This window comes from Pseudothauera lacus, assembly GCF_003034845.1.
Taxonomy (GTDB): Bacteria; Pseudomonadota; Gammaproteobacteria; order Burkholderiales; family Rhodocyclaceae; genus Pseudothauera; species Pseudothauera lacus.
The window spans coordinates 25,944-48,055 of the sequence record NZ_PZKC01000016.1; the positions used below are offsets into that span (position 1 = coordinate 25,944).

Annotated in this window: 22 protein-coding genes; 15 read left to right on the top strand and 7 right to left on the bottom strand. The window is 66.6% G+C overall.

Translation table 11 applies throughout. The features are described from left to right. Nucleotides 1-53 precede the first annotated feature (53 nt). The 4 genes from ilvC to C8261_RS15605 all read left to right on the top strand — a co-directional run bounded on the left by ilvC (nt 54) and on the right by C8261_RS15605 (nt 4,433). A complete protein-coding gene (gene ilvC, locus C8261_RS15590; protein ID WP_107494659.1) occupies nt 54-1,070 on the top strand; it encodes a ketol-acid reductoisomerase in 1,017 nt (338 codons plus the stop codon). A 152-nt stretch (nt 1,071-1,222) separates the two neighbouring features. Then, a complete protein-coding gene (gene pssA, locus C8261_RS15595; RefSeq protein WP_107494660.1) occupies nt 1,223-1,990 on the top strand; it encodes a CDP-diacylglycerol--serine O-phosphatidyltransferase in 768 nt (255 codons plus the stop codon). A gap of 99 nt (nt 1,991-2,089) precedes the next feature. Then, nucleotides 2,090-2,737, top strand: coding sequence for a lipopolysaccharide kinase InaA family protein (locus C8261_RS15600; RefSeq protein WP_107494661.1), 648 nt, complete (start codon nt 2,090-2,092; stop codon nt 2,735-2,737). Nucleotides 2,738-2,897: 160 nt separating this feature from the next. Next, nucleotides 2,898-4,433 carry a 2-isopropylmalate synthase gene (locus tag C8261_RS15605; protein WP_107494662.1) on the top strand — a complete coding sequence of 512 codons (1,536 nt, stop codon included), beginning with the start codon at nt 2,898-2,900 and terminating at the stop codon, nt 4,431-4,433. 39 nt (nt 4,434-4,472) lie between these two features. Here the strand turns inward: C8261_RS15605 and C8261_RS15610 are convergent, their stop codons facing one another. Next, nucleotides 4,473-4,826 carry a DUF2069 domain-containing protein gene (locus tag C8261_RS15610; protein WP_107494663.1) on the bottom strand — a complete coding sequence of 118 codons (354 nt, stop codon included), beginning with the start codon at nt 4,824-4,826 and terminating at the stop codon, nt 4,473-4,475. Next, complete coding sequence (wrbA, locus tag C8261_RS15615) at nt 4,823-5,422, bottom strand: NAD(P)H:quinone oxidoreductase (RefSeq protein ID WP_107494664.1); 600 nt, start codon at nt 5,420-5,422, stop codon at nt 4,823-4,825. The genes C8261_RS15610 and wrbA overlap by 4 nt, the downstream gene beginning before the upstream one ends. Before the next feature lie 114 nt (nt 5,423-5,536). Here wrbA and C8261_RS15620 point away from each other — a divergent pair, with 114 nt between their 5' ends. Further along, nucleotides 5,537-6,754, top strand: coding sequence for a YihY family inner membrane protein (locus C8261_RS15620; protein WP_107494665.1), 1,218 nt, complete (start codon nt 5,537-5,539; stop codon nt 6,752-6,754). On the opposite strand, the gene C8261_RS15625 is transcribed toward C8261_RS15620, so the two are convergent. Then, nucleotides 6,742-8,253, bottom strand: coding sequence for a hypothetical protein (locus tag C8261_RS15625; RefSeq protein WP_107494666.1), 1,512 nt, complete (start codon nt 8,251-8,253; stop codon nt 6,742-6,744). The genes C8261_RS15620 and C8261_RS15625 overlap by 13 nt on opposite strands. 183 nt (nt 8,254-8,436) lie before the next feature. Between C8261_RS15625 and rpsP the strand changes: the two genes are divergently transcribed. The 4 genes from rpsP to rplS all read left to right on the top strand — a co-directional run bounded on the left by rpsP (nt 8,437) and on the right by rplS (nt 10,507). Beyond that, entirely contained in the window at nt 8,437-8,685 is a 249-nt protein-coding gene (rpsP, locus tag C8261_RS15630; RefSeq protein ID WP_107494667.1) for a 30S ribosomal protein S16, read from the top strand. A 20-nt stretch (nt 8,686-8,705) separates the two neighbouring features. Next, complete coding sequence (gene rimM / locus C8261_RS15635; RefSeq protein WP_107494668.1) at nt 8,706-9,212, top strand: ribosome maturation factor RimM; 507 nt, start codon at nt 8,706-8,708, stop codon at nt 9,210-9,212. A 21-nt stretch (nt 9,213-9,233) separates the two neighbouring features. After that, entirely contained in the window at nt 9,234-10,034 is an 801-nt protein-coding gene (gene trmD, locus C8261_RS15640; protein WP_268987191.1) for a tRNA (guanosine(37)-N1)-methyltransferase TrmD, read from the top strand. Between the two features lie 80 nt (nt 10,035-10,114). Next, entirely contained in the window at nt 10,115-10,507 is a 393-nt protein-coding gene (gene rplS, locus C8261_RS15645; RefSeq protein ID WP_107494669.1) for a 50S ribosomal protein L19, read from the top strand. A gap of 82 nt (nt 10,508-10,589) precedes the next feature. Here the strand turns inward: rplS and lptG are convergent, their stop codons facing one another. Then, a complete protein-coding gene (gene lptG, locus C8261_RS15650) occupies nt 10,590-11,669 on the bottom strand; it encodes an LPS export ABC transporter permease LptG (RefSeq protein ID WP_107494670.1) in 1,080 nt (359 codons plus the stop codon). Continuing rightward, nucleotides 11,666-12,754, bottom strand: a complete 1,089-nt coding sequence (gene lptF, locus C8261_RS15655; RefSeq protein ID WP_107494671.1) for an LPS export ABC transporter permease LptF — start codon at nt 12,752-12,754, stop codon at nt 11,666-11,668. The genes lptG and lptF overlap by 4 nt, the downstream gene beginning before the upstream one ends. Nucleotides 12,755-12,889: 135 nt before the next feature. Between lptF and C8261_RS15660 the strand changes: the two genes are divergently transcribed. The 4 genes from C8261_RS15660 (at nt 12,890) to C8261_RS15675 (ending at nt 18,433) form a co-directional block, all read left to right on the top strand. After that, nucleotides 12,890-14,386: a leucyl aminopeptidase gene (locus tag C8261_RS15660; RefSeq protein WP_107494672.1), complete on the top strand. Its 1,497-nt coding sequence runs from the start codon at nt 12,890-12,892 to the stop codon at nt 14,384-14,386. A gap of 5 nt (nt 14,387-14,391) precedes the next feature. Then, entirely contained in the window at nt 14,392-14,829 is a 438-nt protein-coding gene (locus C8261_RS15665; RefSeq protein ID WP_107494673.1) for a DNA polymerase III subunit chi, read from the top strand. Next, the gene (locus tag C8261_RS15670; RefSeq protein ID WP_107494674.1) at nt 14,826-15,362 is read left to right on the top strand and encodes a hypothetical protein; all 537 of its coding nucleotides are present in this window, start codon (nt 14,826-14,828) and stop codon (nt 15,360-15,362) included. Before C8261_RS15665 ends, C8261_RS15670 begins: the two co-directional genes overlap by 4 nt. A 98-nt stretch (nt 15,363-15,460) precedes the next feature. Further along, nucleotides 15,461-18,433 carry a valine--tRNA ligase gene (locus C8261_RS15675; protein ID WP_107494675.1) on the top strand — a complete coding sequence of 991 codons (2,973 nt, stop codon included), beginning with the start codon at nt 15,461-15,463 and terminating at the stop codon, nt 18,431-18,433. A 66-nt stretch (nt 18,434-18,499) separates the two neighbouring features. Here C8261_RS15675 and C8261_RS15680 read toward each other — a convergent pair whose 3' ends face one another. Continuing rightward, nucleotides 18,500-18,730, bottom strand: a complete 231-nt coding sequence (locus C8261_RS15680) for a sulfurtransferase TusA family protein (RefSeq protein WP_107494676.1) — start codon at nt 18,728-18,730, stop codon at nt 18,500-18,502. A gap of 63 nt (nt 18,731-18,793) precedes the next feature. After that, complete coding sequence (locus C8261_RS15685) at nt 18,794-20,227, bottom strand: M48 family metalloprotease (protein WP_107494677.1); 1,434 nt, start codon at nt 20,225-20,227, stop codon at nt 18,794-18,796. An 82-nt stretch (nt 20,228-20,309) separates the two neighbouring features. On the opposite strand from C8261_RS15685, the gene moaC reads away from it, so the two are divergent. Further along, the gene (moaC, locus tag C8261_RS15690; protein WP_107494678.1) at nt 20,310-20,810 is read left to right on the top strand and encodes a cyclic pyranopterin monophosphate synthase MoaC; all 501 of its coding nucleotides are present in this window, start codon (nt 20,310-20,312) and stop codon (nt 20,808-20,810) included. 155 nt (nt 20,811-20,965) lie between these two features. Then, nucleotides 20,966-21,913 (top strand): PEP-CTERM sorting domain-containing protein, encoded by a 948-nt coding sequence (locus C8261_RS15695; protein ID WP_107494679.1) that lies wholly within the window; start codon nt 20,966-20,968, stop codon nt 21,911-21,913. Nucleotides 21,914-22,112 lie beyond the last annotated feature (199 nt).

The following is a 22,112-nucleotide window of genomic DNA, read 5'->3' on the forward strand; positions in this document are numbered from 1 at the left end:
CGCCGTCGGCGCCTTCCGCCATCCAGACAACCCGCTGAAACCAAAGGAAAACCATGAAAGTTTATTACGACAAGGACGCCGATCTCTCCCTCATCAAGGGCAAGAAGGTCACCATCGTCGGCTACGGCTCCCAGGGTCACGCCCATGCGCAGAACCTCAAGGACTCCGGCGTGAAGGTCACCGTCGGCCTGCGCAAGGATGGCGCCTCGTGGAAGAAGGCCGAAGCCGCCGGCCTGAAGGTCGAGGAGATCGCCAAGGCCGTCAAGGGCGCCGACGTCGTGATGATCCTCCTGCCGGACGAGAACATCCCGCAGGTCTACAAGGAAGAAGTCGAGCCCAACATCAAGAAGGGCGCCGCGCTGGCCTTCGCCCACGGCTTCAACGTGCACTACAACCAGGTCGTGCCGCGCGCCGATCTGGACGTGATCATGGTCGCCCCGAAGGGCCCCGGCCACACCGTGCGCTCGGAGTACCTCAAGGGCGGCGGCGTCCCCAGCCTGATCGCCGTGCACCAGGACAAATCCGGCAAGGCGCGCGACATCGCCCTGTCCTACGCCGCGGCCAACGGCGGCACCAAGGGCGGCGTGATCGAGACCAACTTCCGTGAAGAGACCGAGACCGACCTCTTCGGCGAACAGGCCGTGCTGTGCGGCGGCGCCGTGGAACTGGTCAAGATGGGTTTCGAAACCCTCGTGGAAGCCGGCTACGCCCCCGAGATGGCCTACTTCGAGTGCCTGCATGAACTAAAGCTGATCGTCGACCTGATGTACGAAGGCGGCATCGCCAACATGAACTACTCCATCTCCAACAACGCGGAGTACGGCGAATACGTCACCGGCCCGGAAGTCATCAACGAGGAATCGCGCTACGCCATGCGTGAAGCCCTCAAGCGCATCCAGACCGGGGAGTACGCCAAGATGTTCATCCTCGAAGGCCGCACCGGTTACCCCAGCATGACCGCCCGCCGCCGCCTCAACGCCGATCACCCGATCGAGACCGTCGGCGCCCAACTGCGCGGCATGATGCCGTGGATCAGCAAGAACAAGCTGGTCGACCAGTCCAAGAACTGATCACCAGCGCCTGCAGCAGGAGGGCCGGGACCGTGCGCAAGCCGGCCCGGCCCTTGTCTTTTGTGGCCCCGGCCGCACACCCGCGCTTGCGGTAGAATCTGGCATCAACCTTTCCGGCCCTCGCGCCACGCTCTGGCGGACCCAACTTCCCGATGACCCTCATTCCGATCGAAAAGCGTCGCCGCGGCATCTACATCCTGCCCAACCTGTTCACCACCGCTGCACTGTTCGCCGGCTTCTATGCCATCGTGCAGGCCATGAACGACCGCTTCGAGTACGCCGCGGTGGCGATCTTCGTGGCCATGGTGCTCGACGGCCTCGATGGCCGCGTAGCCCGCCTCACCCACACCCAGAGCGCCTTCGGCGCCGAGTATGACTCGCTCTCCGACATGGTGTCCTTCGGCGCCGCCCCCGCGCTGGTGATGTACGAATGGGCCCTCAAGGACATGGGCAAGCTGGGCTGGATTGCCGCCTTCATCTACTGCGCCGGCGCCGCGCTGCGCCTGGCACGCTTCAACACCAACATCGATGTGGTCGACAAGCGCTACTTCCAGGGCCTGCCCAGCCCGGCCGCGGCGGCGCTGGTGGCGGGCATGGTATGGGTGGTCATCGACAACGGCCTCACCGGCGACGACGTCAGCTGGCTGGCCTGCTTCCTGACCATCTTCGCCGGCATCTCGATGGTCAGCAACGTCCTGTTCTGGAGCGGCAAGGACATCAACCTGCGCAAGAGCGTGCCCTTCATCGTGCTGATCGCGCTGGTGCTGGCTTTCGCGCTGGTGTCGAGCTACCCGCCGGGTGTGCTCTTCGCCCTCTTCCTGGGCTACGCCGCCTCCGGCTACGTGGTGCTGGTGTGGCGCTGGATCAACCGTCGCCGCAGGCGCACCGAGGATGTACCGCCACCCGGGCAGGACGGCTGAGGCCGTTCGCGCACGCCCGGGATGACATCCCGGACGGCCGTCACGAGGTCGTAACAAGGTCGTAACAGAGCAGTCATGGGCGTGCCATAATCCGCCCCCATGAGCACGACAGATACCGCCTTCGAACACTGGTGGACCCTCCCCGGGCAGTGGGTCGAACCCCCCAACGACCGCCGCCGCAAGGGCTGGAGCGGAGTGCTGCGCGCACCGCTGGCCGACGGCACGGTGTACATCAAGCGCCAGCTCAACTACCTCTGCCGCACCCTCAGCCACCCCTTCGGCTGGCCCACGGTGAGCCGCGAGTGGCATTACCTGAAGCGTCTGGAAGAGCTCGGCATCCTCGCCCCGCGGCCGCTCTTCCACGGCGTGCGGCGCAGCGCCGATGGTGTCGAGGCGGTTCTGGTCACCGAGGAACTGAGCGGCTACCTGTCGCTTGCCGACCTGCCCGCAGTCGATGACAGCGTGCATGCCGCCATCGCCCGCGAGACCGGCCTCGTCGTCGGCCGCCTGCACCACGCCCGCCTGCAACACTGCTGCCTGTACGACAAGCATGTGATGGTTCGCCTCGACGAGGGCCGCCCGCCGCGCATTGCCCTCATCGACCTCCAAAAGATGCACCCCTGCCTGACCCGCGCCCGCGCCGCGGCGCGCGACCTGCGGCAGCTGCAGCGCCGCCAGAGCTTCTTCACCGCCGCCGACTGGGAGATCTTCATGACCGCCCACCAGCAGGCCATCGCCAGGCGCTGAGCGCTGCCGCAGAAGCCGGCGGCGGCAGGGTTTGCACGCCTCCGGAGAGGTGCTTTATAGTGGCCCGATGACAATCCGGCAGCCCTGCGCGGCACGGCGCAGGGCCCGCCCCCTGCCGCACGCGCGCCTGCGCCCCTGAACGACACCCCCAGAGCCGACCATGAACGACAAGCTGATCATTTTCGACACCACCCTGCGCGACGGCGAACAGAGCCCGGGCGCCTCGATGACCCGCGACGAGAAGCTGCGCATCGCCCGCCAGCTCGAACGCATGCGCGTGGACGTGATCGAGGCGGGCTTCGCCGCCGCCTCCAACGGCGACTTCGAATCGGTGCGCGCGATCGCCGAGGCGATCAAGGAATCCACCGTCTGTTCGCTCGCCCGCGCCAACGAGAACGACATCCGCCGTGCCGGCGAGGCCATCCGCCCGGCCGCGCGCGGGCGCATCCACACCTTCATCGCCACCAGCCCCATCCACATGGAGAAGAAGCTGCGCATGAGCCCGGATGAGGTCGTCGCGCAGGCCGTGAAGGCGATCGGCTGGGCGAAGGAATACACCGACGACATCGAGTTCTCCGCCGAAGACGCCGGACGCTCGGAGATCGACTTCCTGTGCCGCATCTTCGAGGCAGTCATCAACGCCGGCGCCACCACCATCAACGTACCCGACACCGTCGGCTACAACGTCCCCGAGCAGTTCGCCGCCACCATCGCCACGCTGATCGAGCGCGTGCCCAACTCCGACAAGGTGGTGTGGTCGGTGCATTGTCACAACGACCTTGGCCTCGCCGTAGCCAACTCGCTCGCCGCGGTGCGCGCCGGCGCGCGCCAGGTGGAATGCACGGTGAACGGCCTCGGCGAACGTGCCGGCAACGCCTCGCTGGAGGAAGTGGTGATGGCTGTGCGCACCCGGCGCGACGTCTTCCAGTGCGACACCGGCATCGACACCACGCAGATCGTGCCGGCTTCCAAGCTGGTCTCGGGCGTCACCGGCTTCCCGGTGCAGCCCAACAAGGCCATCGTCGGCGCCAACGCCTTCGCGCACGAGTCCGGCATCCACCAGGACGGCGTACTCAAGCACCGCGAAACCTACGAGATCATGCGCGCCGAGGACGTCGGCTGGGGCGCCAACAAGCTGGTGCTGGGCAAGCACTCGGGACGCAACGCCTTCCGCTCGCGCCTGCAGGAACTGGGCATCGAGGTCGAGTCCGAGGAGCACCTCAACCACGCCTTCGCGCGCTTCAAGGAACTCGCCGACAAGAAGCACGAGATCTTCGACGAAGACCTCCACGCCCTGATGAGCGACGAGGCCATCACCCCGGCGCTGGAGCACTTCCGTCTGCTCTCCTCGCGCTTCCGCTCGGAAACCGGCGAGCGCCCCGAGGCCGAGATCGCCCTCGCCGTCGGCGGTGAGGAGATCCGCACCTGCGCGCACGGCTCCGGCCCGGTGGATGCGGCCTTCAAGGCCATCGAAAGCGTCGCCAACAGCGGCACCGATCTATTGCTGTACTCGGTCAACGCCATCACCACCGGCACCGACGCGCAGGGCGAGGTCACCGTGCGGCTGGCCCGCGACGGCCGCGTGGTCAATGGCCAGGGCGCCGACACCGACATCATCGTGGCCTCCGCGAAGGCCTATCTCAACGCTCTCAACAAGCTGCACAGCAAGTTCGAGCGCGTCAATCCGCAGGTCTGAAACGGCCGCGGGCGGGGCTCGCCTGCGGCCGCCCCGCCCTCACCCTCCGCGCTGGCGCGAGGGCGCGGTCTGGCGGGCGTAGAACATGGTGCTGAAGAAGAGCACCACAGCCAGCACCAGTTCGATGATGGCGAACACGCCGATCAGCCCTGGATCGGCAGCACGCACCACCCCTTCGGTGAAGTACAGGAGCGCCAGCATCGACGTCCATTGGTAGGTATAGCGCCGGCCACGGAGGATGCCGAAAAGCGGAAAGAGCAGCGGCAAGGCCTTCAGCGTCAGCCACGACCCGCCTTCGCGGATCGGTGCCAGCCAGCTCTCCCACAGCACACACAGCACGATCAACGCAATCAGGCTGGCGCTGGCCGCCAGTGACAGCAGGCGCGGGCTCATCGTGCCACCGCCAGACGCAACGCACACTCGGCCAGCCGCCGCCCCTGGGCAACGGCCAGTTGCGCTTCCTCGCCGGAAAGCACGGTGCCGCGGTCGCCACCGGCGAAATGGCTGACGCCATACGGAGTGCCGCCACTCAGGGTGCTGTTGAGCGCAGGCTCGGTGTACGGCAGGCCGGTGATCAGCATGCCATGGTGCAGCAGGGGCAGCATCATGCTCAGCAGCGTACTTTCCTGGCCGCCGTGGAGACTGGAGGTGGACGTGAATACGCAGGCCGGTTTGCCGCAGAGGGCACCGTTCGCCCAGACCCCGCCAAGACCGTCGAGAAAGTACTTCATCGCCGCGGCCATGTTGCCGAAACGCGTCGGGCTGCCCAGCGCCAGACCGATGCATTCTTCCAGGTCGCGCACTTCGGCATACGGCGGACCCGCGGCCGGAATGTCGTCGGCCACCGCCTCGCACACCGTGGATATCCGCGGCACCGTGCGCACCCGCGCCGCCGCGCCGGGAACCTGATGTATGCCGTCGGCAATGTGCTCGGCAAGCGCGCGCACCGAGCCATGCTGACTGTAGTAGAGAACGAGGATTTCTTTCATCGGCAGGGCATTCCCGGGCCGACGGGAGCGACGAAGGTCGCCCCTGTGCCGCCGGCCGGATAGAATGGCCGATTATATCCTTCCCGCTGCCGCCCGCCCGCGGCCCCGGCCAAGATGAAGCACCTGCTCGCCCTCCGCGACTTTGCCGCCCTGCTCTACACCCGCTTCAACGCCACCGACTGCCCGCAGGTAGCCGGCAGCCTGGCGTTCACCACCCTGCTCGCGCTGGTGCCGCTGATCACGGTAGCAATCGCCCTGTTCAGCAACTTCCCCGGCTTTGCCGATCTCGGCACCTCGCTGAAGATCTTCCTGCTGGAGAACCTGCTGCCCGAGCGCGCCGGCCACATCATCACCACCTACGCCCTGCAGTTCTCCGAAAAGGCCACTGGCCTGACCCTGATCGGCACCGCACTGCTGGTGGTCACCGCCCTGCTGCTGCTGTCGACCATCGACCGCGTCTTCAACACCATCTGGGGCGTACGCGAACCGCGGCCGCTGATGTTCCGCATCGCCGTGTATTGGTTCGCGCTCACCCTCGGCCCGCTGGTCCTCGGCGGCAGCGCCTTCGCCTCCGGCTATCTGGTGAGTGCGTCGATGGAGCTGGTCGACCTGCCCTGGCTGGGCGAACTGTCGGCACGCCTGCTGCCACCACTGATGCTAGGCGGCTTGTTCAGCTACCTCTACTTCGCCGTTCCCAACCACCCGGTGAAGCCGCTCCACGCCCTCGCCGGCGGCGCCGTCGCGGCGGTGGTGTTCCTGGTCATGCAGCGCGCCTTCGGCATGTTCATCGCCCAGTTCCCCACCTACACATTGGTCTATGGCGCCTTCGCGGCGCTGCCGATCTTCCTGGTGTGGCTGTACATGTCGTGGGTGATCGTGCTCGGCGGCGCGCTGATCAGCGCCTCGCTACCGGCCTTCCTGGAACGCCGCGAGGTGGCGGACAGGTTCCCCGGCGATCGCGCCTGGGGGGCGGTGAACGTCCTCCTCACCCTCGGCACCTGCGGCACGCAGGGCGGCAGCGTCGATTTCGAGCGCCTGCGGCGCGCCAGCACGCTGGCCGACGACCAGTGCGAGCACATCCTCGGCTGCATGCGTGAAGCTGGCTGGGTGGCGCGCACCGACGAAGGTGAATGGGTGCTGAGTATCCACCCCGAACAACTGTGCATGTCCGCGGTGGTGGAACTGTTCGCCTTCTCGCCTGCGTGCTGGCAGGCCCTCGCCAGCCCGGGCAGCCCGGCCGCGGAGCTTGCCGAACGCCTCGCCGGGGCCTGCCGCGCTGCCGACCTCAGCCTCGCCAGTCTGCTCGAAGGCAGGGAGGCTCAGGTCGGATAGGGATCGATCTCGTACTGGAACATCTCGATGTTGGCCGTCTGCATGTCCAGACTGATGACCCGCCCCTGGGCGACATAGAGATGATCGGCGTCGTCGACAAGGACGAAGCGACGCGACGAATAGGAGCCGGTCTTGACCACGATGGCCGGCTTGGTGCGCACACCTTCGAGCGGCTGCAGGATCAGCGCCGGCGCCATCGTCTTGACGGTGTCGGCACCGCGAAAGCCCACCGAGGCAGAGCTGCCGCCGGTGCCCACCACCTGCAGGCCAAGCTCGACCTGCTCGGCCGATTCAGTGCGAATCCAGCGTACCACGCAGATCGACCACGGCTTGCCGGCATCTGCCCGCAGCGCGAGCACCATGCCGGCACTGAGCATGCCCTGCACACCGGAGACGCTCATGATCGCGTAGCCACCGGGGCTCTCGTTGCGCACCGCCCACTGGGCGATGCGCGCACGCTCCTCGCCATGGCGGAACATCTCCCAGATCGCCCGCAAGCCGGCACACACCTGCACGCTGTAGGCCTTGTCCAGGCGTGGCTGCTCGCGCTGCGGCGCTTCCGCCCAGCGCTGCGTCATGCGGCGCAGGAGGTTGAGCGCCTCGACCGGCGGCAGACCCGCGGGCAGGCCCGAGGTATCGGGTTCGAGCAGTTCGGCGTCGCGCTCCAGGCCCACCACCTCGGCCTGGGCAATGCGTTCTTCCAGCCACTCCATGCGCGCCGCAGCATGCAGGGCGAGGCCACGCGCACTGAAATGGACCAGTTCGGGCACCGCCGGCGGCGCGCGCCGGACGGTAGCGACCGGTGGCGCATCGCGCGTGGGGTCAAGCCAGAACGCCGCGCCGTCGCCTTCCGGGGCCTCGTGACTGATCTCGGCAGCGACCTGGGCCAGCTCGAGAAACTCGCGCACCCACAGCAGTTCGCGACCGGTCAGACTCTCCGGCTGCAGCACCGCCAGCGCGAAGATGCGCGCAGCCTCGCCACGCACCTCGCGGTGATGTTCGTCATCGGCGTCGACGGACGCGCTGCTGCCCAGCAGGGCCAGCACACGCAGCCAGAATCCCGCCGGCGCCGCGGCACCGATCATCGATGCGAGCAGATGCGCCTCGGCCGCCAGCCGCAGCGCACGACGCGCCAACGGCACGATGTCGGCATGCAGCGCGCGCGCCCAACGGCCGCGCCCTTCCTCGACGAGGCGCTCCAGCCCGCTGGCAAGATCGAGCAAGGCGTCGATGAGCGCTTCGGCAGGCACGCGCAGCGCGCGCGGCAACGGCAGGGAGGCGTCGAGCAGGCGGATACGGAAGCGCTCGCAGATATCCAGCGCGCGGACATCCATCAGCGCCAGACAGGAACGGAACTCCCCCGCCGGCACCCCGGGGTTGCGCAGCACCGCATAGTGCGTGCGCAGCGCGCCGAGGTCGGCCTCCGGATCGTCATCTGGTTCGGCGGCCAGCCAGGCTTTCACGGCATCCAGCGCGGCGGGTTCGGGAGGCGCAAGCATGTTCCACAGTACGAGAGTTCGATGGAGTGCATTCTATTCAAGAATTGCAATCCCCGGCAGTTCTTGTGTGGCGGGCTGCCGACCGCATCACGCCGGAGTCGTTTCACTCATACGCGCCTTGCCTGAAAGAAAGGATTCCGCTAAAATCTCGCGTTTTTCGCATCTACCGATCAGGATAAAAAGATGGTCGTCATTCGCCTTGCCCGTGGTGGCGCCAAAAAGCGCCCGTTCTTCAGCATCGTTGCCGCCGATTCGCGCAACCGTCGTGACGGTCGCTTCATCGAGCGCGTCGGTTTCTACAACCCGGTCGCCTCCGGCGCCGAGCAGACTCTGGTGGTGAACACCGAGCGCCTCACCTACTGGCAACAGAACGGCGCCCAGCTGTCGCCGACCGTTGCCCGCCTGGTCAAGCAGGCCGCTGCCGCCGCCTGAGCGGCGGCGCGCACGCGCAGATGATCGTACTGGGGCGCATCGTCGCCCCTTTTGGCGTTCAGGGTTGGGTCAAGATTCATCCCTTCGGGGATGATCCATTGTCCTGGCGCCGCATGCCGCAGTGGTGGCTGGCCGCCGACGAGAACGCCAGCGCAGACGCCTGGCGCCCTCTCACCCTGCGGGCCTGCCGTGCGCATGGCAAGGCCCTGGTGGCTGCCTTTGCGGAGGCTGGCGACCGCAACGCCGCCGAAGCCCTGCAGGGCATGTATGTCGGCGCGCCGCGCGAAGCCCTGCCGGCGCCCGCCGAGGACGAGTACTACTGGCATGACCTGATCGGTCTGGCGGTGTACAACGAACGCGACGAGGCCCTCGGAACGGTATCGGGGCTGCTGTCTACCGGCGCGCATGATGTACTGCAGGTCAAGGAAGGCGACGATGAGCGGCTGATCCCGTTCGTCGCCGCCTACGTACTGGAAGTGGATCTCGCTGCACGCCGCGTCAAGGTGGCGTGGGAGCGGGACTGGTAGCAGGATCTGGATGAGGATGCAGTGAAACAGGCCAGCGACTCCGCCCCGCGGCGTTTCGATGTCGTCACCCTGTTTCCGGAGATGTTCGCCGCCCTGACCGGCAGCGGCATCACCCGGCGCGCACTGGAACGGCGTTTGTACGAGATCGCCTTCCACAACCCGCGCGACTTCACTGACGACCCTCATCGCACGGTTGACGATCGCCCTTACGGCGGCGGCCCCGGCATGGTGATGCTGCCGGCACCGCTGGAAGAGGCCATCGAACGCGCGCGCAGAGCGCAGGTGGCCGCTTGCGGTGCCCCTGGCCGGGTGATCTACCTGTCGCCCCAGGGGCGTCGGCTGGACCATCAGGCGGTGATGGAATTGCTCGCCGGGCAGTCGCTGACGCTGCTCTGCGGGCGTTATGAAGGGGTCGACCAGCGGGTACTCGAACGCTGCGTCGATGAAGAGATTTCGCTGGGCGACTTCGTGCTGTCCGGCGGCGAACTGCCCGCCATGGTGCTCATCGATGCCCTGGTGCGGCAACTGCCTGGAGCCCTCAACGATGCCGACTCGGCACGCGAGGACTCCTTCGCCGACGGCCTGCTCGACTGCCCGCACTACACCCGCCCCGAGAACTACCATGGGGTGGCGGTGCCGGCGGTCCTGCTCTCCGGCAACCACGCCGCAATACGGCGCTGGCGGCTCAAGCAGGCCCTCGGCGCCACCTGGCGGCGGCGCCCCGACCTGCTTGCAGGACGGACGCTGAGCAAGGAAGAAATGAACCTGCTTGAGGAATTCAGGCAGGAGCAGGAAGGGAGTACGGGCCGCCAGACGGACTGAACTCCCATTACAAACCGCGTGCATCAGGTCCGCCTGCTCTGCGCGCAAGGCCACTGGCCATTGAAACGACAGGAGTCACAATGAACCTGATTCAGCAGATCGAGCAGGAAGAGATCGCCCGCCTGAGCGAAGGCAAGACCATTCCGGCATTCGCCCCCGGCGACACCGTGGTCGTGCAGGTGAAGGTCAAGGAAGGTACCCGCGAACGTCTCCAGGCCTACGAAGGCGTGGTCATCGCCAAGCGCAACCGCGGTCTCAACTCCAGCTTCATCGTTCGCAAGATCTCCTCCGGCGAAGGCGTGGAACGGACTTTCCAGACCTACTCCCCGCTGGTTGCCAGCATCGAGGTCAAGCGTCGCGGTGACGTACGTCGTGCCAAGCTGTACTACCTGCGTCAGCGTTCCGGCAAGTCCGCACGGATCAAGGAAAAGCTGGACTGGAAGGCGGTTGCTGCCAAGAAGCAGCAAGGCTGAGCAGTCCCGCTCACCGGCAGGAAAGGAAACGGGCCCACGCGGGCCCGTTTTTTTGTCCACCGCAGCCCCGGGGGCGCCTCGCTCAGCGTCGGTCGACGATATACAGCAGCGTACCGGCGGCCACCAGGAAGATCACGCTGGGCGTGAACGCGGCAACGATCGGCGGCCAGGCGTTGATCACACCAAGGTTCGAGAACAGGCCGTTGAGGAGATGGAAGCCCACCCCCAGCATGATGCCGAAGAACACCTTCACGCTCACCGCACCCATGCGGTCGTGCATGAAGGCGAAGGGCAGCGCCAGGGCCATCATCACCAGCGCGGCGAAGGGATAGACGACCTTCTTCCACAGCGCAATCTCGAAGCGTTCCGCGCTCTGGCGGTTCTCATGCAGGTGGCGGATATAGGCGTACAGGGCCGCCACCGACATGCGCTCGGGCGACACCATCAGCACACTCAGCACCTCCGGAGTGAGATCCGAACGCCAGACGACCTCCGCCTGTTCTACCACCGCGGTGGCATCGTCACCGAACAGCGTCTGCTGCACGCCGCGCAGACGCCAGCCGCGCAGGGCGGGATCGTAGGTGCCACGCTCGGCAACACTCACCGTACGCATCGCCATCTCCTCGTCGAACTCGAAGATGCGGATGTTCTCCATGCTGCGATCGGGGCGTACCGTGCGCACATTGACGAAGCGCGGGCCGTCCTTCACCCACAGACCGGAGCGCAGTTGCTGGGAGACGGTGGCACTGGTGGCGGTCAGCCGCCACTGTTGCGCCGCCCGCTCGGCGGGCGGCGCAAGATACTCGCCGACCACGAAGGTGAGCAGCGCAAAGCCCACCCCGATCAGCGCCAGGATGCGCAGCAGGGCCACGTTGGAAAGCCCCGAAGCCCGCATCACGGTAATCTCGGAATGGCGTGCGAGCGTGGTAAGGGCATACAGGGTGCCGATCAGCACGGCGATGGGCATCAGCTCATAAACCCGGCTGGGCAGGGTCATGAGGATGAAGATCGCCGCATGGTGAAGTTCATAGCCCTGCTTGCCGATGTCTTCGAGTTCGTTGATGAAGTCGAAGAAGGCAAACAGCCCCAGAAAGGCCACCAGCACCAGCAGCGTGGCCGCGAGGATCTCGCTGGCGAGGTAACGCCACAGCACCTTGCTCATGCGCGCGCCCGCCAGAACGGCGACACCGCCAGGCGGCGGTAGAACATCAGCCCCAGCAGCAGCACCATCACCAGGTGCGGCAACAGCAGGCCGACCTCGAAGGACAGCCGCCCGCGCGCCACCCACGACTGGCAGATGGAGATTGCGTTGCTGTAGATCAGATAGGTAAGGATGGCGACGATGAGGTTGTTGGTGCGCCCCGCGCGGGGATTCACGAAGGACAGCGGGATCGCCAGCAAGGCCAGCAGCAGGGCCGCGATCGGTGCGCCGATGCGCCCCAGCAGTTCCCCGAGATTGCGCGCATGAGGATCGGCAAGCAACTCCCCGGTGCTCATCGCGCGCCCGCGCACGCTCTGGGTTACCGCGGAACGCTGCTCGATGAGCACCGAATAGCGCTCGAACTCCATCACCCGGTAAGCCGCGCTGCCGGGCTGACCCTCATAGCGGCGGCCGTCCTCCAGCACCACGTAGCGGTCGCCATCGGCATCGACAAGCACCGTCCCCTCGGCGGCGACGATGATGCCATGACGGCCGCCCTCGCCCTCCGCTTCGCTGCTGACGAAGACGTTGCGCACCTTGCCATCCTCTCCGGCACCGACCTCGACGAAGAACACGCGCTGCGCGCCCGCCGACTCGCGGAACACCCCCGGCGCCACCCGCGCGCTGTCGTCGCGGCTCTCGATACGGTCGCGGTAATCGATGTTCATGCGCTCGGCCCACGGCCCCAGGTACAGCGACCCCGCCGCCACCACGGCGGCGATGGGCACGGCGAAGCGCAGCACCGGCCCTATCCACGCCGTCAGCGGCACACCGGCGGCGAACCACACCACCATCTCGGAATCCTTGTAGCTGCGCGACAGGGACATCAGCACGGCGATGAACAGGGTCAGCGACAGCACCACCGGCAGGCGCGCCAGAGCGCCGTAACCGATCAACGCCAGCACCGCGTCGGCGGGTACGCGCCCGCCCGCGGCATCCCCGAGCATGCGGATCAGCACCGTGGTGATCAGCACCGCGAAGAGCGCGACGAAAACCGCCGCCGCGGAATGGGAGAACTCGCGCAGCAGCGCGCGCTGGAAGATCATCGCGGAGAAGCCGGACGGACGCTGGCGACCCCGGCGCTCAATGCCGCGCGGCAGAGCGGGTTTTGACGGCCTTGCCGCGAAAGGGCCATAATCGGCAGCATTTATGCAACAAGCGTCCAGCTGAGGTAAGAGGCGATGGAATTTACCATAAAGACGGCATCCCCGGCGCAGCTCGCCACCGCTGCCGTGGTGGTCGGCGTGAGTGCCGACGGCAAGCTCGACGGCGCTGCGGCGGCGCTCGACAAGGCCAGCGGCGGGCGCCTCGGCAAACTGCTCAGGCGCGGCGACCTCGACGACAAGGCCGGCGCCACGGTGCTGCTCCACGACGTGGACGGCATTGCCGCCGAACGCATCCTGCTGGTCAGCCTCGGCAAACGCGACGCCTGGGGCGAGAAGGCCTGGCGCGATGCCGTCGGCGCCGCCGCCAAGGCCCTTGCCGCCAGTCCTGCGCGTGAGGCTGCGGTATTCCTCGGCGAAGCCGCGCTGCCCGGCCGTCAGCCGGCGTGGATGCTGGAGCAGTTGACCCGCCTGCTCGCCGACGGCGCCTACCGTTTCGACGCCCCGCGGGCCACACCGGCAAAGCGCGAGCGTGGCGTCAGGCGCATCACTTTGGGCATCTCCGGCAAGGTCGACGCGGCTCTCGAGGCCGCGGTGCGGCGCGGCCAGGCTAGCGCAGAGGGCATGGCGCTGGCGCGCGACCTGGGCAACCTGCCCGGCAACGTGTGCACCCCGACCTATCTCGCGGAAACCGCCCAACAACTCGGCAAGCAGTTCAAGTTCAAGGTCGAGGTGCTCGATCGCGCCGACATGGAGAAGCTCGGCATGGGCGCCCTGCTGTCGGTGGCACGGGGCTCGCATCAGCCGCCGCGCTTCATCGTCATGCACTACAAGGGCGGCAAGGCGAAGGACAAACCGGTCGTGCTGGTCGGCAAGGGCATCACCTTCGACACCGGCGGCATCTCGCTGAAGCCCGCCGCCGAGATGGACGAGATGAAGTACGACATGTGCGGTGCGGCAAGCGTCATCGGCACCTTCAAGGCCATCGCCCGCATGGCACTGCCGATCAACGTCGTCGGTCTGGTACCGACCACCGAGAACATGCCCGGCGGCAGCGCCACCAGACCCGGCGACGTGGTCACCTCGATGTCCGGGCAGACCATCGAGATCCTCAACACCGACGCCGAAGGCCGCCTCATCCTGTGCGATGCGCTGACCTACGCCGAGCGCTTCAAGCCCGCCTGCGTCATCGACGTCGCCACGCTCACCGGTGCCTGCGTGGTTGCCCTCGGCAAGATCCCCAGCGGCCTGCTGGCCAACGACGACGAGCTCGCCGCCGAGCTTCTCGCGCGCGCCAACGAAAGCGGCGACCGCGCCTGGCAGCTGCCGCTGTGGGAGGAATACCAGGAACTGCTGAAGAGCAACTTCGCCGACATGGGCAACATCGGCGGCCGCTACGCCGGCACCATCACCGCGGCCTGCTTCCTTGCCCGTTTTACCAAGGCCTACAAGTGGGCGCACCTGGACATTGCCGGCACCGCCTGGGTATCTGGCGATGCCAAGGGCGCCACCGGGCGTCCGGTGCCGCTGCTCGCCCACTTCCTTGCCACCCGCGCCGGCGTGACGGAGCACTGAGCACCGTGCCGCGGGTGCAGTTCTATCACAACACCCCCGACCGCCTGGCGCTGGCCTGCGAACTGGCCGCACGCGCACAGGCCGGCGGACGGCGGGTCGCCATGCGGGTCAGCGACGCCGCCGCTGCCGCCCGCCTCGATCAGGCCCTGTGGCGCTTCGACGCCCAGTCTTTCATCCCCCATGTGATGGTGGACAGCCCCCTCGCGGCTCACACGCCGGTACTCATCGGACGCAGCGACGCGCCCCTGCCCTGGCCACACGACGACCTGCTGTTCAATCTCGCCGCCGATCTGCCTCCGGACTTCGAACGCTTCCGCATGATCGTCGAGATCGTCGGCCACAGCGAAGCCGACAAGGCCCCCGGACGTGAACGCTACCGCCACTACAAACGCTGCGAACTGCCTATCCAGCTCTTCGACGCCGAACGCAGGGAGCCGCTGTGAACCCCTGGCAGCCCCCCGCCGCCCTCCACGACGCCGACATAGAGGCCGCCGACCGCCTGCTCGATCAGGCCGATGCCCTGCTGCGCCGTCACCGCAGCGGCAGTGACGCCCCCGTGCAACCGGTCGACGCCGACGACCTGCCCATCCTCACCGATGTCGTCGACGAAGACGAGATCGACCTCGCCGCCCTTACCCCGCTGTCGCCCGCAGCCCCGTCGCCGCCCGCCGCCGAAACACCACCCGCCCCCGTCGCGACTCCGCCGGCTCCGCCACCACCCGCTGCCACGGCGGTGGCGCCCGTGCCCAGCTTCCACGATCTCCTCACCGAACACCTCATCGAGCTCGACACCGAACTCACCCGCGAGATCGAAACCTGGCTCGATCGCGAACTGCCGCAGATGGTGGCGCGCGAACTCGACGCCTTTGGCGAGCGCCTGCACCGCCAGGCCCTCGAACACCTGCGCACCACGCTGCTGCCCCGCCTCTCCGACCGCATCGCCGCGCACCTCGACGGCCAGCGCCAGGACGACTGACCGGCTCCGCGCCTGCCCCTGCACACCTGCCGCAGCACGGAGGCCCCTGCGCCATCCGTTATAATTCGCCCTTTGCCTGAAAAGACCCCGAGCACATCATGGAACTTGCCAAGAGCTTCGAACCGGCCGAAATCGAACGGCGCTGGTACCCCGAATGGGAATCGCGCGGCTACTTCGACGCCGGACTCGACAAGTCCCGCAACGATGCCTTCTGCATCCTGCTGCCGCCGCCCAACGTCACCGGCACGCTGCACATGGGGCACGGCTTCAACCAGACCATCATGGACGCGCTCACCCGCTACCATCGCATGCGCGGCGACAACACGCTGTGGCAGCCGGGCACCGACCACGCCGGCATCGCCACCCAGATCGTCGTCGAGCGCCAGCTCGACGCCCAGGGCATTTCGCGCCACGACCTCGGCCGCGAGAAGTTCCTCGAGAAGGTGTGGGAGTGGAAGGAATACTCCGGCGGCACCATCACCCGCCAGATGCGCCGCCTGGGCACCAGCCCGGACTGGAAGCGCGAACGCTTCACCATGGACGAAGGCCTGTCGAAGACGGTCACCGAGACCTTCGTGCGCCTCTACAACGAAGGCCTGATCTACCGCGGCAAGCGCCTGGTGAACTGGGACCCCAAGCTCGGCACCGCGGTGTCCGACCTCGAAGTGGTGTCCGAGGAAGAGGACGGCAAGCTCTACCACATCCTCTACCCGTTCTCCGAAGGCCCGATCGGTGAGCTGAAAGGCCTCACCGTTGCCACCACCCGCCCCGAGACCCTGCTCGGCGACGTCGCGGTGATGGTGCACCCGGAAGACGAGCGCTACGCCCACCTGATCGGCAAGACCGTCGCCCTGCCGCTCACCGGCCGCCACATCCCGATCATCGCCGACGACTATGTCGACCGCGAATTCGGCACCGGCTGCGTCAAGGTCACCCCGGCACACGACTTCAACGACTACGCGGTCGGCCAGCGCCACAAGCTCGACATGATCGTCGTGCTCAAGCTCGACGGCTCCATCCCGGCCATTGCCGAACGCTACAGCACCGATGGCCGCAGCCTCGACGGCGTGCCGATGCCCGCTTCCATCGTCGGCATGGACCGCGTCCCCGCGCGCACCCAGGTCGTCACCGAGCTGGAAGCCCTCGGCCTGATGCTGGAGATCAAGGCCCACAAGATGCAGGTACCGCGCGGCGACCGCACCAACGTGGTCATCGAGCCGATGCTCACCGACCAGTGGTTCGTTGCCATGAGCAAGCCCGGCGCGGACGGCAAGAGCATCACCGAGAAGGCGCTCGAATGCGTCGCCTCCGGCGAGATCAAGTTCTACCCCGAAAACTGGATCAACACCTACAACCAGTGGCTGAACAACATCCAGGACTGGTGCATCTCGCGCCAGTTGTGGTGGGGCCACCGCATTCCGGCCTGGTATGACGACGAAGGCCGCATCTACGTCGCCGCCAGCGAGGAAGCCGCCATCCACGCTTGGAAGGCCGATCTCGAAGCCGAGATCGCCGGCCTGCAGGCCGAAGTCGCCACGCGCCAGAGCCAGGGCCAGACCGCCGGGCAGTATCCGGAACTCGCCCAGCGTCTGGCGGTGCTGCACGCCCGTCACGAGGAAGGCCGCCTGCGCCAGGAAGAGGACGTGCTCGACACCTGGTACTCCTCCGCGCTGTGGCCCTTCTCCACGCTGGACTGGACGCCCGAGTGGCCGGGCAAGAGCAACGACGCCCTCGACCTCTACCTGCCCTCCACCGTGCTGGTCACCGGCTTCGACATCATCTTCTTCTGGGTCGCCCGCATGGTGATGATGACCAAGCACATCACCGGCAAGATCCCCTTCAGGCACGTCTATGTGCACGGCCTCATCCGCGACGCGGAAGGCCAGAAGATGAGCAAGTCGAAGGGCAACGTGCTCGACCCCATCGACCTCATCGACGGCATCTCGCTCGACGAACTGGTCGCCAAGCGCACCTTCGGGCTGATGAACCCCAAGCAGGCGCAGAGCATCGAGAAGAAGACGCGCAAGGAGTTTCCCGCCGGCATCCCCGCCTTCGGCACCGATGCGCTGCGCTTCACCTTCGCCTCGCTGGCCAGCCCGGGCCGCGACATCAAGTTCGACCTGGCGCGCTGCGAGGGCTACCGCAACTTCTGCAACAAGCTGTGGAACGCCACCCGCTTCGTGCTGATGAACTGCGAGGGCGCCGACTGCGGCATGGCGCCGGAGGCCACACGGGAGTTCTCCTTTGCCGACCGCTGGATCGTCTCGCGCCTGCAGCGCACCGAGGCCGAGGTCGCCGAGCAGTTCGAGGCCTACCGCTTCGACCTCGCCGCCAAGGCGGTATACGAGTTCGTCTGGGACGAATACTGCGACTGGTATCTGGAGATGGCCAAGATCCAGATCCAGACCGGTAACGAAGCCCAGCAACGGGCCACCCGCCGCACCCTGCTGCGCGTGCTGGAGACCGTGCTGCGCCTGGCGCATCCGCTGATTCCCTTCATCACCGAAGAGCTGTGGCAGACCGTCGCCCCGCTGGCGGCGCGCAAGGACACCGACAGCCTGATGCTGGCGCGCTACCCGGTGGCCGACCGCGCGCGCATCGACGAAGGCGCCGAGGCCCAGGTCGCCGAACTCAAGCAGCTGGTGCATGCCTGCCGCAACCTGCGCGGCGAGATGAACATCTCCCCCGCCCAGCGCCTGCCGCTGGTGGTCGCCGGTGACGCTGCCACCCTGCAGGCCTACCTGCCCTACCTCGCCGGCCTCGCCAAGCTCGCCGAAGTCGACCTGGTGGCCGATATTCCCGCCGATGCGCTGGCACCGGTAGCCGTGGTCGGCGAAACCCGCCTGATGCTGAAGGTGGAGATCGATCTTGCCGCAGAGCGCGAACGCCTTACCAAGGAAATCGCCCGCCTTGAAGGCGAGATCGCCAAGGCCGAAGGCAAGCTCGGCAATGCCAGTTTCGTCGATCGCGCCCCCGCCGCGGTGGTACAGCAGGAGCGCGAACGCCTGGCCGCCTTCAAGGCCACCCTGGCGCAGCTGCGCCCGCAGCTCGACAAGCTCGCCGGGCGCTGAAAAGCAGCCCCGGAAATACAACGGGCCACCGTCTGGTGGCCCGTTGTGCATTTCAGGCTGCTTTCTTCACTTGCGCTTGAGGAAGAACTCGAACGACTTGTCGGCGGTCTCGCCCTGGCTGAGGAGTTCGTTGCCGGTCTGCTTGGCAAAGGCCTGGAAGTCCTTCACCGAGCCCGGATCGGTGGCCAGCACCCGCACGACCTGCCCCGGCATCATCTCGGCCAGCATCTTCTTGGCACGCAGAATCGGGAGCGGGCAGTTGAGCCCGCGGGCATCCACTTCCTTGTCGAAATTCATCGTTCCTCTTCCTCGATCAGCAAATCGGTCAATTCTAACCCGATTCGCCGCCAATCTCCGCGATCAGCGCCGCTGCTGGGCACGCATCTCGTCGGCGCGCGCCTTCAGTTCGCGCAGGCGTGCGTCCATCGCCGAGAGCTCGTAGAAGTCGGCGTCGCCGGCGCGACGACCGATTTCCAGCTGCTCGATGGCCGCCGGCAGCGCGCCCTGCAGCACGTACAGTTCGGCCTGGGCACGATGCTGTGCAGCGCGCAGACCGAGTGCGGCGTTGGCGCGCGCCAGCGTCCCCCACAGGCGGGGGTCGTCATTGCGCTGCTGCAAGCCACTGCGCGCCAGCGCGGCGGCTTCCTGCGCACGGCCACCGGCAAGCAGGGCGTCGGCAAGGGCGTAGCGCACGCTGCGGCTGTCACGGTCGTGCTCATGCGCGGCCTGCAGCACGGCTATCGCCGCTGCCGGATCACGCCGGGCAAGGTGTATTTCGCCGGCGAGAACGGCAACAAAGCTCTCCCCACCATCGCCCGGCGGCAGCGCGCGCAGGCTTGCCAGCGCCTCCTCGGCACGCCCGGCACGCCACTGTGCGCGGGCCAGCCCGTACTGGGTGGCGCGATCGCCGGGCAGCACCGCGCTGCGCGCCTCCATGTCGCGCAGCGCATCGACCGGCGCCCCGGCATTGGCGCGCAGCTTGGCGCGCACGAAGGCAAAAGCCGGCGAATCGACCACCTGTCGGTAACGCATCTGCGCCACGCGGTTGTCCATGTCGGCAATCCGCGCAGTGGTCAGCGGGTGGGTACGCACATATACCGGTGCATTGCTCTCGTAAAGACGACCGGCGCGCTGCAGGCGTTCAAAGAAGGACGGCATGCCGCGCACGTCGAAGCCGGCACCCTCCAGGGTCTGCAGGCCGACGCGGTCGGCTTCGTGCTCCATGTCGCGGGAGAAGCTCAGTTGCGACTGCAAGGCCCCGGCCTGCCCCGCTGCCAGCGCCGCCTCGGCAACCTGCGAATTGCTGCGCGCGGCAAGAATCGCCACCAGCACCGAGGCCAGCATCACCATGCCGGCCTGGCTCTGCTTGCCGACCAGTTGCGCAATGTGGCGCTGGGTGACGTGGGCGATCTCATGGCCGAGAACCGAAGCCAGTTCCGACTCGCTCTCCGCCGCAAGGATGAGCCCGGTATGCACACCGATGTAACCGCCGGGCAAGGCGAAGGCATTCAGGGTGTTGTCGCGGATGGCGAAAAAGTCGAGCCCCTGCTGCGGATTGGGGCTCGCCGCGGCGAGGCGGCGACCAAGCCTGTTGAGGTACTCCTCGACCTCGGCATCGTCCAGATAGGCGGGATCGCGCCAGCGGATGTCGGCGATGATCGACTCGCCGATACGGCGCTCGGTGAGCGGCGACAGGTCGCTCGCGGCAACGTCGCCAAGGTCGGGCAGGTCGAAGGCTGCCGCGGGATGGACCAGTGCGGCGCTGAGCAGGAGGGAGAGAAGTCGGCGCATCATCGGGTGCTATGATACCGCCGCTTTTTCAACGGTTCCGCCGCGCTTGTATCGGCGTGTGGCCGCAGCCGGAGTACACCGCCCCATGCACAATCCCCTCACCCATTTCGACGCCGACGGCCAGGCCCACATGGTGGACGTCGGCGAGAAGGCCGAAACCCGCCGCATCGCCGTAGCCAGCGGCCGCATCAGCATGCAGCCTGCCACCTTCGCGATGGTCGCCGCAGGCACTGCCAGGAAAGGCGATGTGCTGGGCATCGCCCGCATCGCCGCCATCCAGGCGGCCAAGCGCACCAGCGACCTCATCCCCCTCTGCCACCCCATCGCACTCACCCGCGTCGCCGTAGCCTTCGAACTCGACGCCACGCAATCCACCGTCCATTGCACGGTCACCGCGGAAACCGTAGGGCGCACCGGGGTGGAAATGGAGGCACTGACCGCGACCAGCGCCGCGCTGCTCACCATCTACGACATGTGCAAGGCCATCGACCGCGGCATGACCATCGAAGCGGTGAGCCTGCAGGAGAAGCTTGGCGGCAAGTCCGGGCACTGGACGGCTGCGCCCCCCACCGGCAAACAAGCCTGATACACGCGCCCTCTGTCGGAAAATTTTACACTCGCAAGCCAAGCTGGAGCTTGATCGCAAAAAAACATCTTGCATTACATTGACTTAGAGTAGCCATAGAGATATGGCACGCGCATTGCTTTATGCCCACCACTTTAATGCAGATGGAGTAGCAAATGCAGCTCAGCAACACCTCACTGGCCAGAAAGTGTCTCACCGCCGTCATCGCGATGGCGCTTCCAATCGCCGCCAGTGCCGCTCCTGTAATTGTTGAAAGCCCTTACATCCGGACGGCCATTGGAGATAACGGCACGCTCGGTTACGGCGGCAACACGTCCCCGGGGTTGCAGCACGACCCCAGCGGAACGGGCAATTGGGGCGTCGAAGACTACCTCACCCCGGGCTCTCCGTGGGAGTACTTCGGCGTTACAACGGACCAGACCGGGACAGTCGGCAACAACAATGAGGACTGGGGAAGCTCGCCGATTTTCACCACCTCCGGCCCTGTCGATGTCAGCGCGACGTCCGCATTTGATTACCACGTCATCTGGGCAGGCCAGTACGGCGTCGGCGGCAGTGCCTTTTTCGAGATCACGCACAGTTACTTCTTCAATCAGAACAACGAACGCATCAACATCGAAACCACCATCACTGCTCTCCAGACTTTGACCGGTGGCCGGTTCCTGCGCGCGATCGATCCGGATCCCGACGTCAATACCCATGGTGACTACGACACCATCAACTCCCGTGGCGGTGCGGGCATCGCACCCGAGGACTTCGTTAACTCCGTGGGCTCCCACACCGGACTGACGCTTGGGCTGTTCACCCGCTCGGACATGACTCACAACACCGGTATTTCTGCATCCTGGACGACCGACCCCGAGTTCTACCTTGCCGGCACTAATGACGGCAACGGCGACTATGTCATCGGTCTTTCCTACGATTTCGGCAGCTTGAATACCGGCGAGTCCGTAACCATGTCATATGCATATGTTATGGGCGGCACGCTGGACACGGTGGACATCCCGGATCCCAGCCAGATCCCCGAGCCTGCCACTCTCGGCCTGCTTGGCATCGGGCTCTTTAGCATCGCCGCCGGCATGCGCCGCCGCCGCAAGCAGTAAAACCGCTGGACTGCAATTCAATAAGCGGAGCCCCTCAGGGGGCTCCGCTTTTTTTTGGTGCGCCCAGCATGGGCGCACTCCTGCGGGTGTAAGTCCCGCCGTAAGTTGATCACAGCGAACGAAGTGAAGCGCAACTGCGTGAGGGCGACCGAGCGTGGGGAGGAAGCGTGGAGCATAAGCTGCGAGCCGATGAACAAGA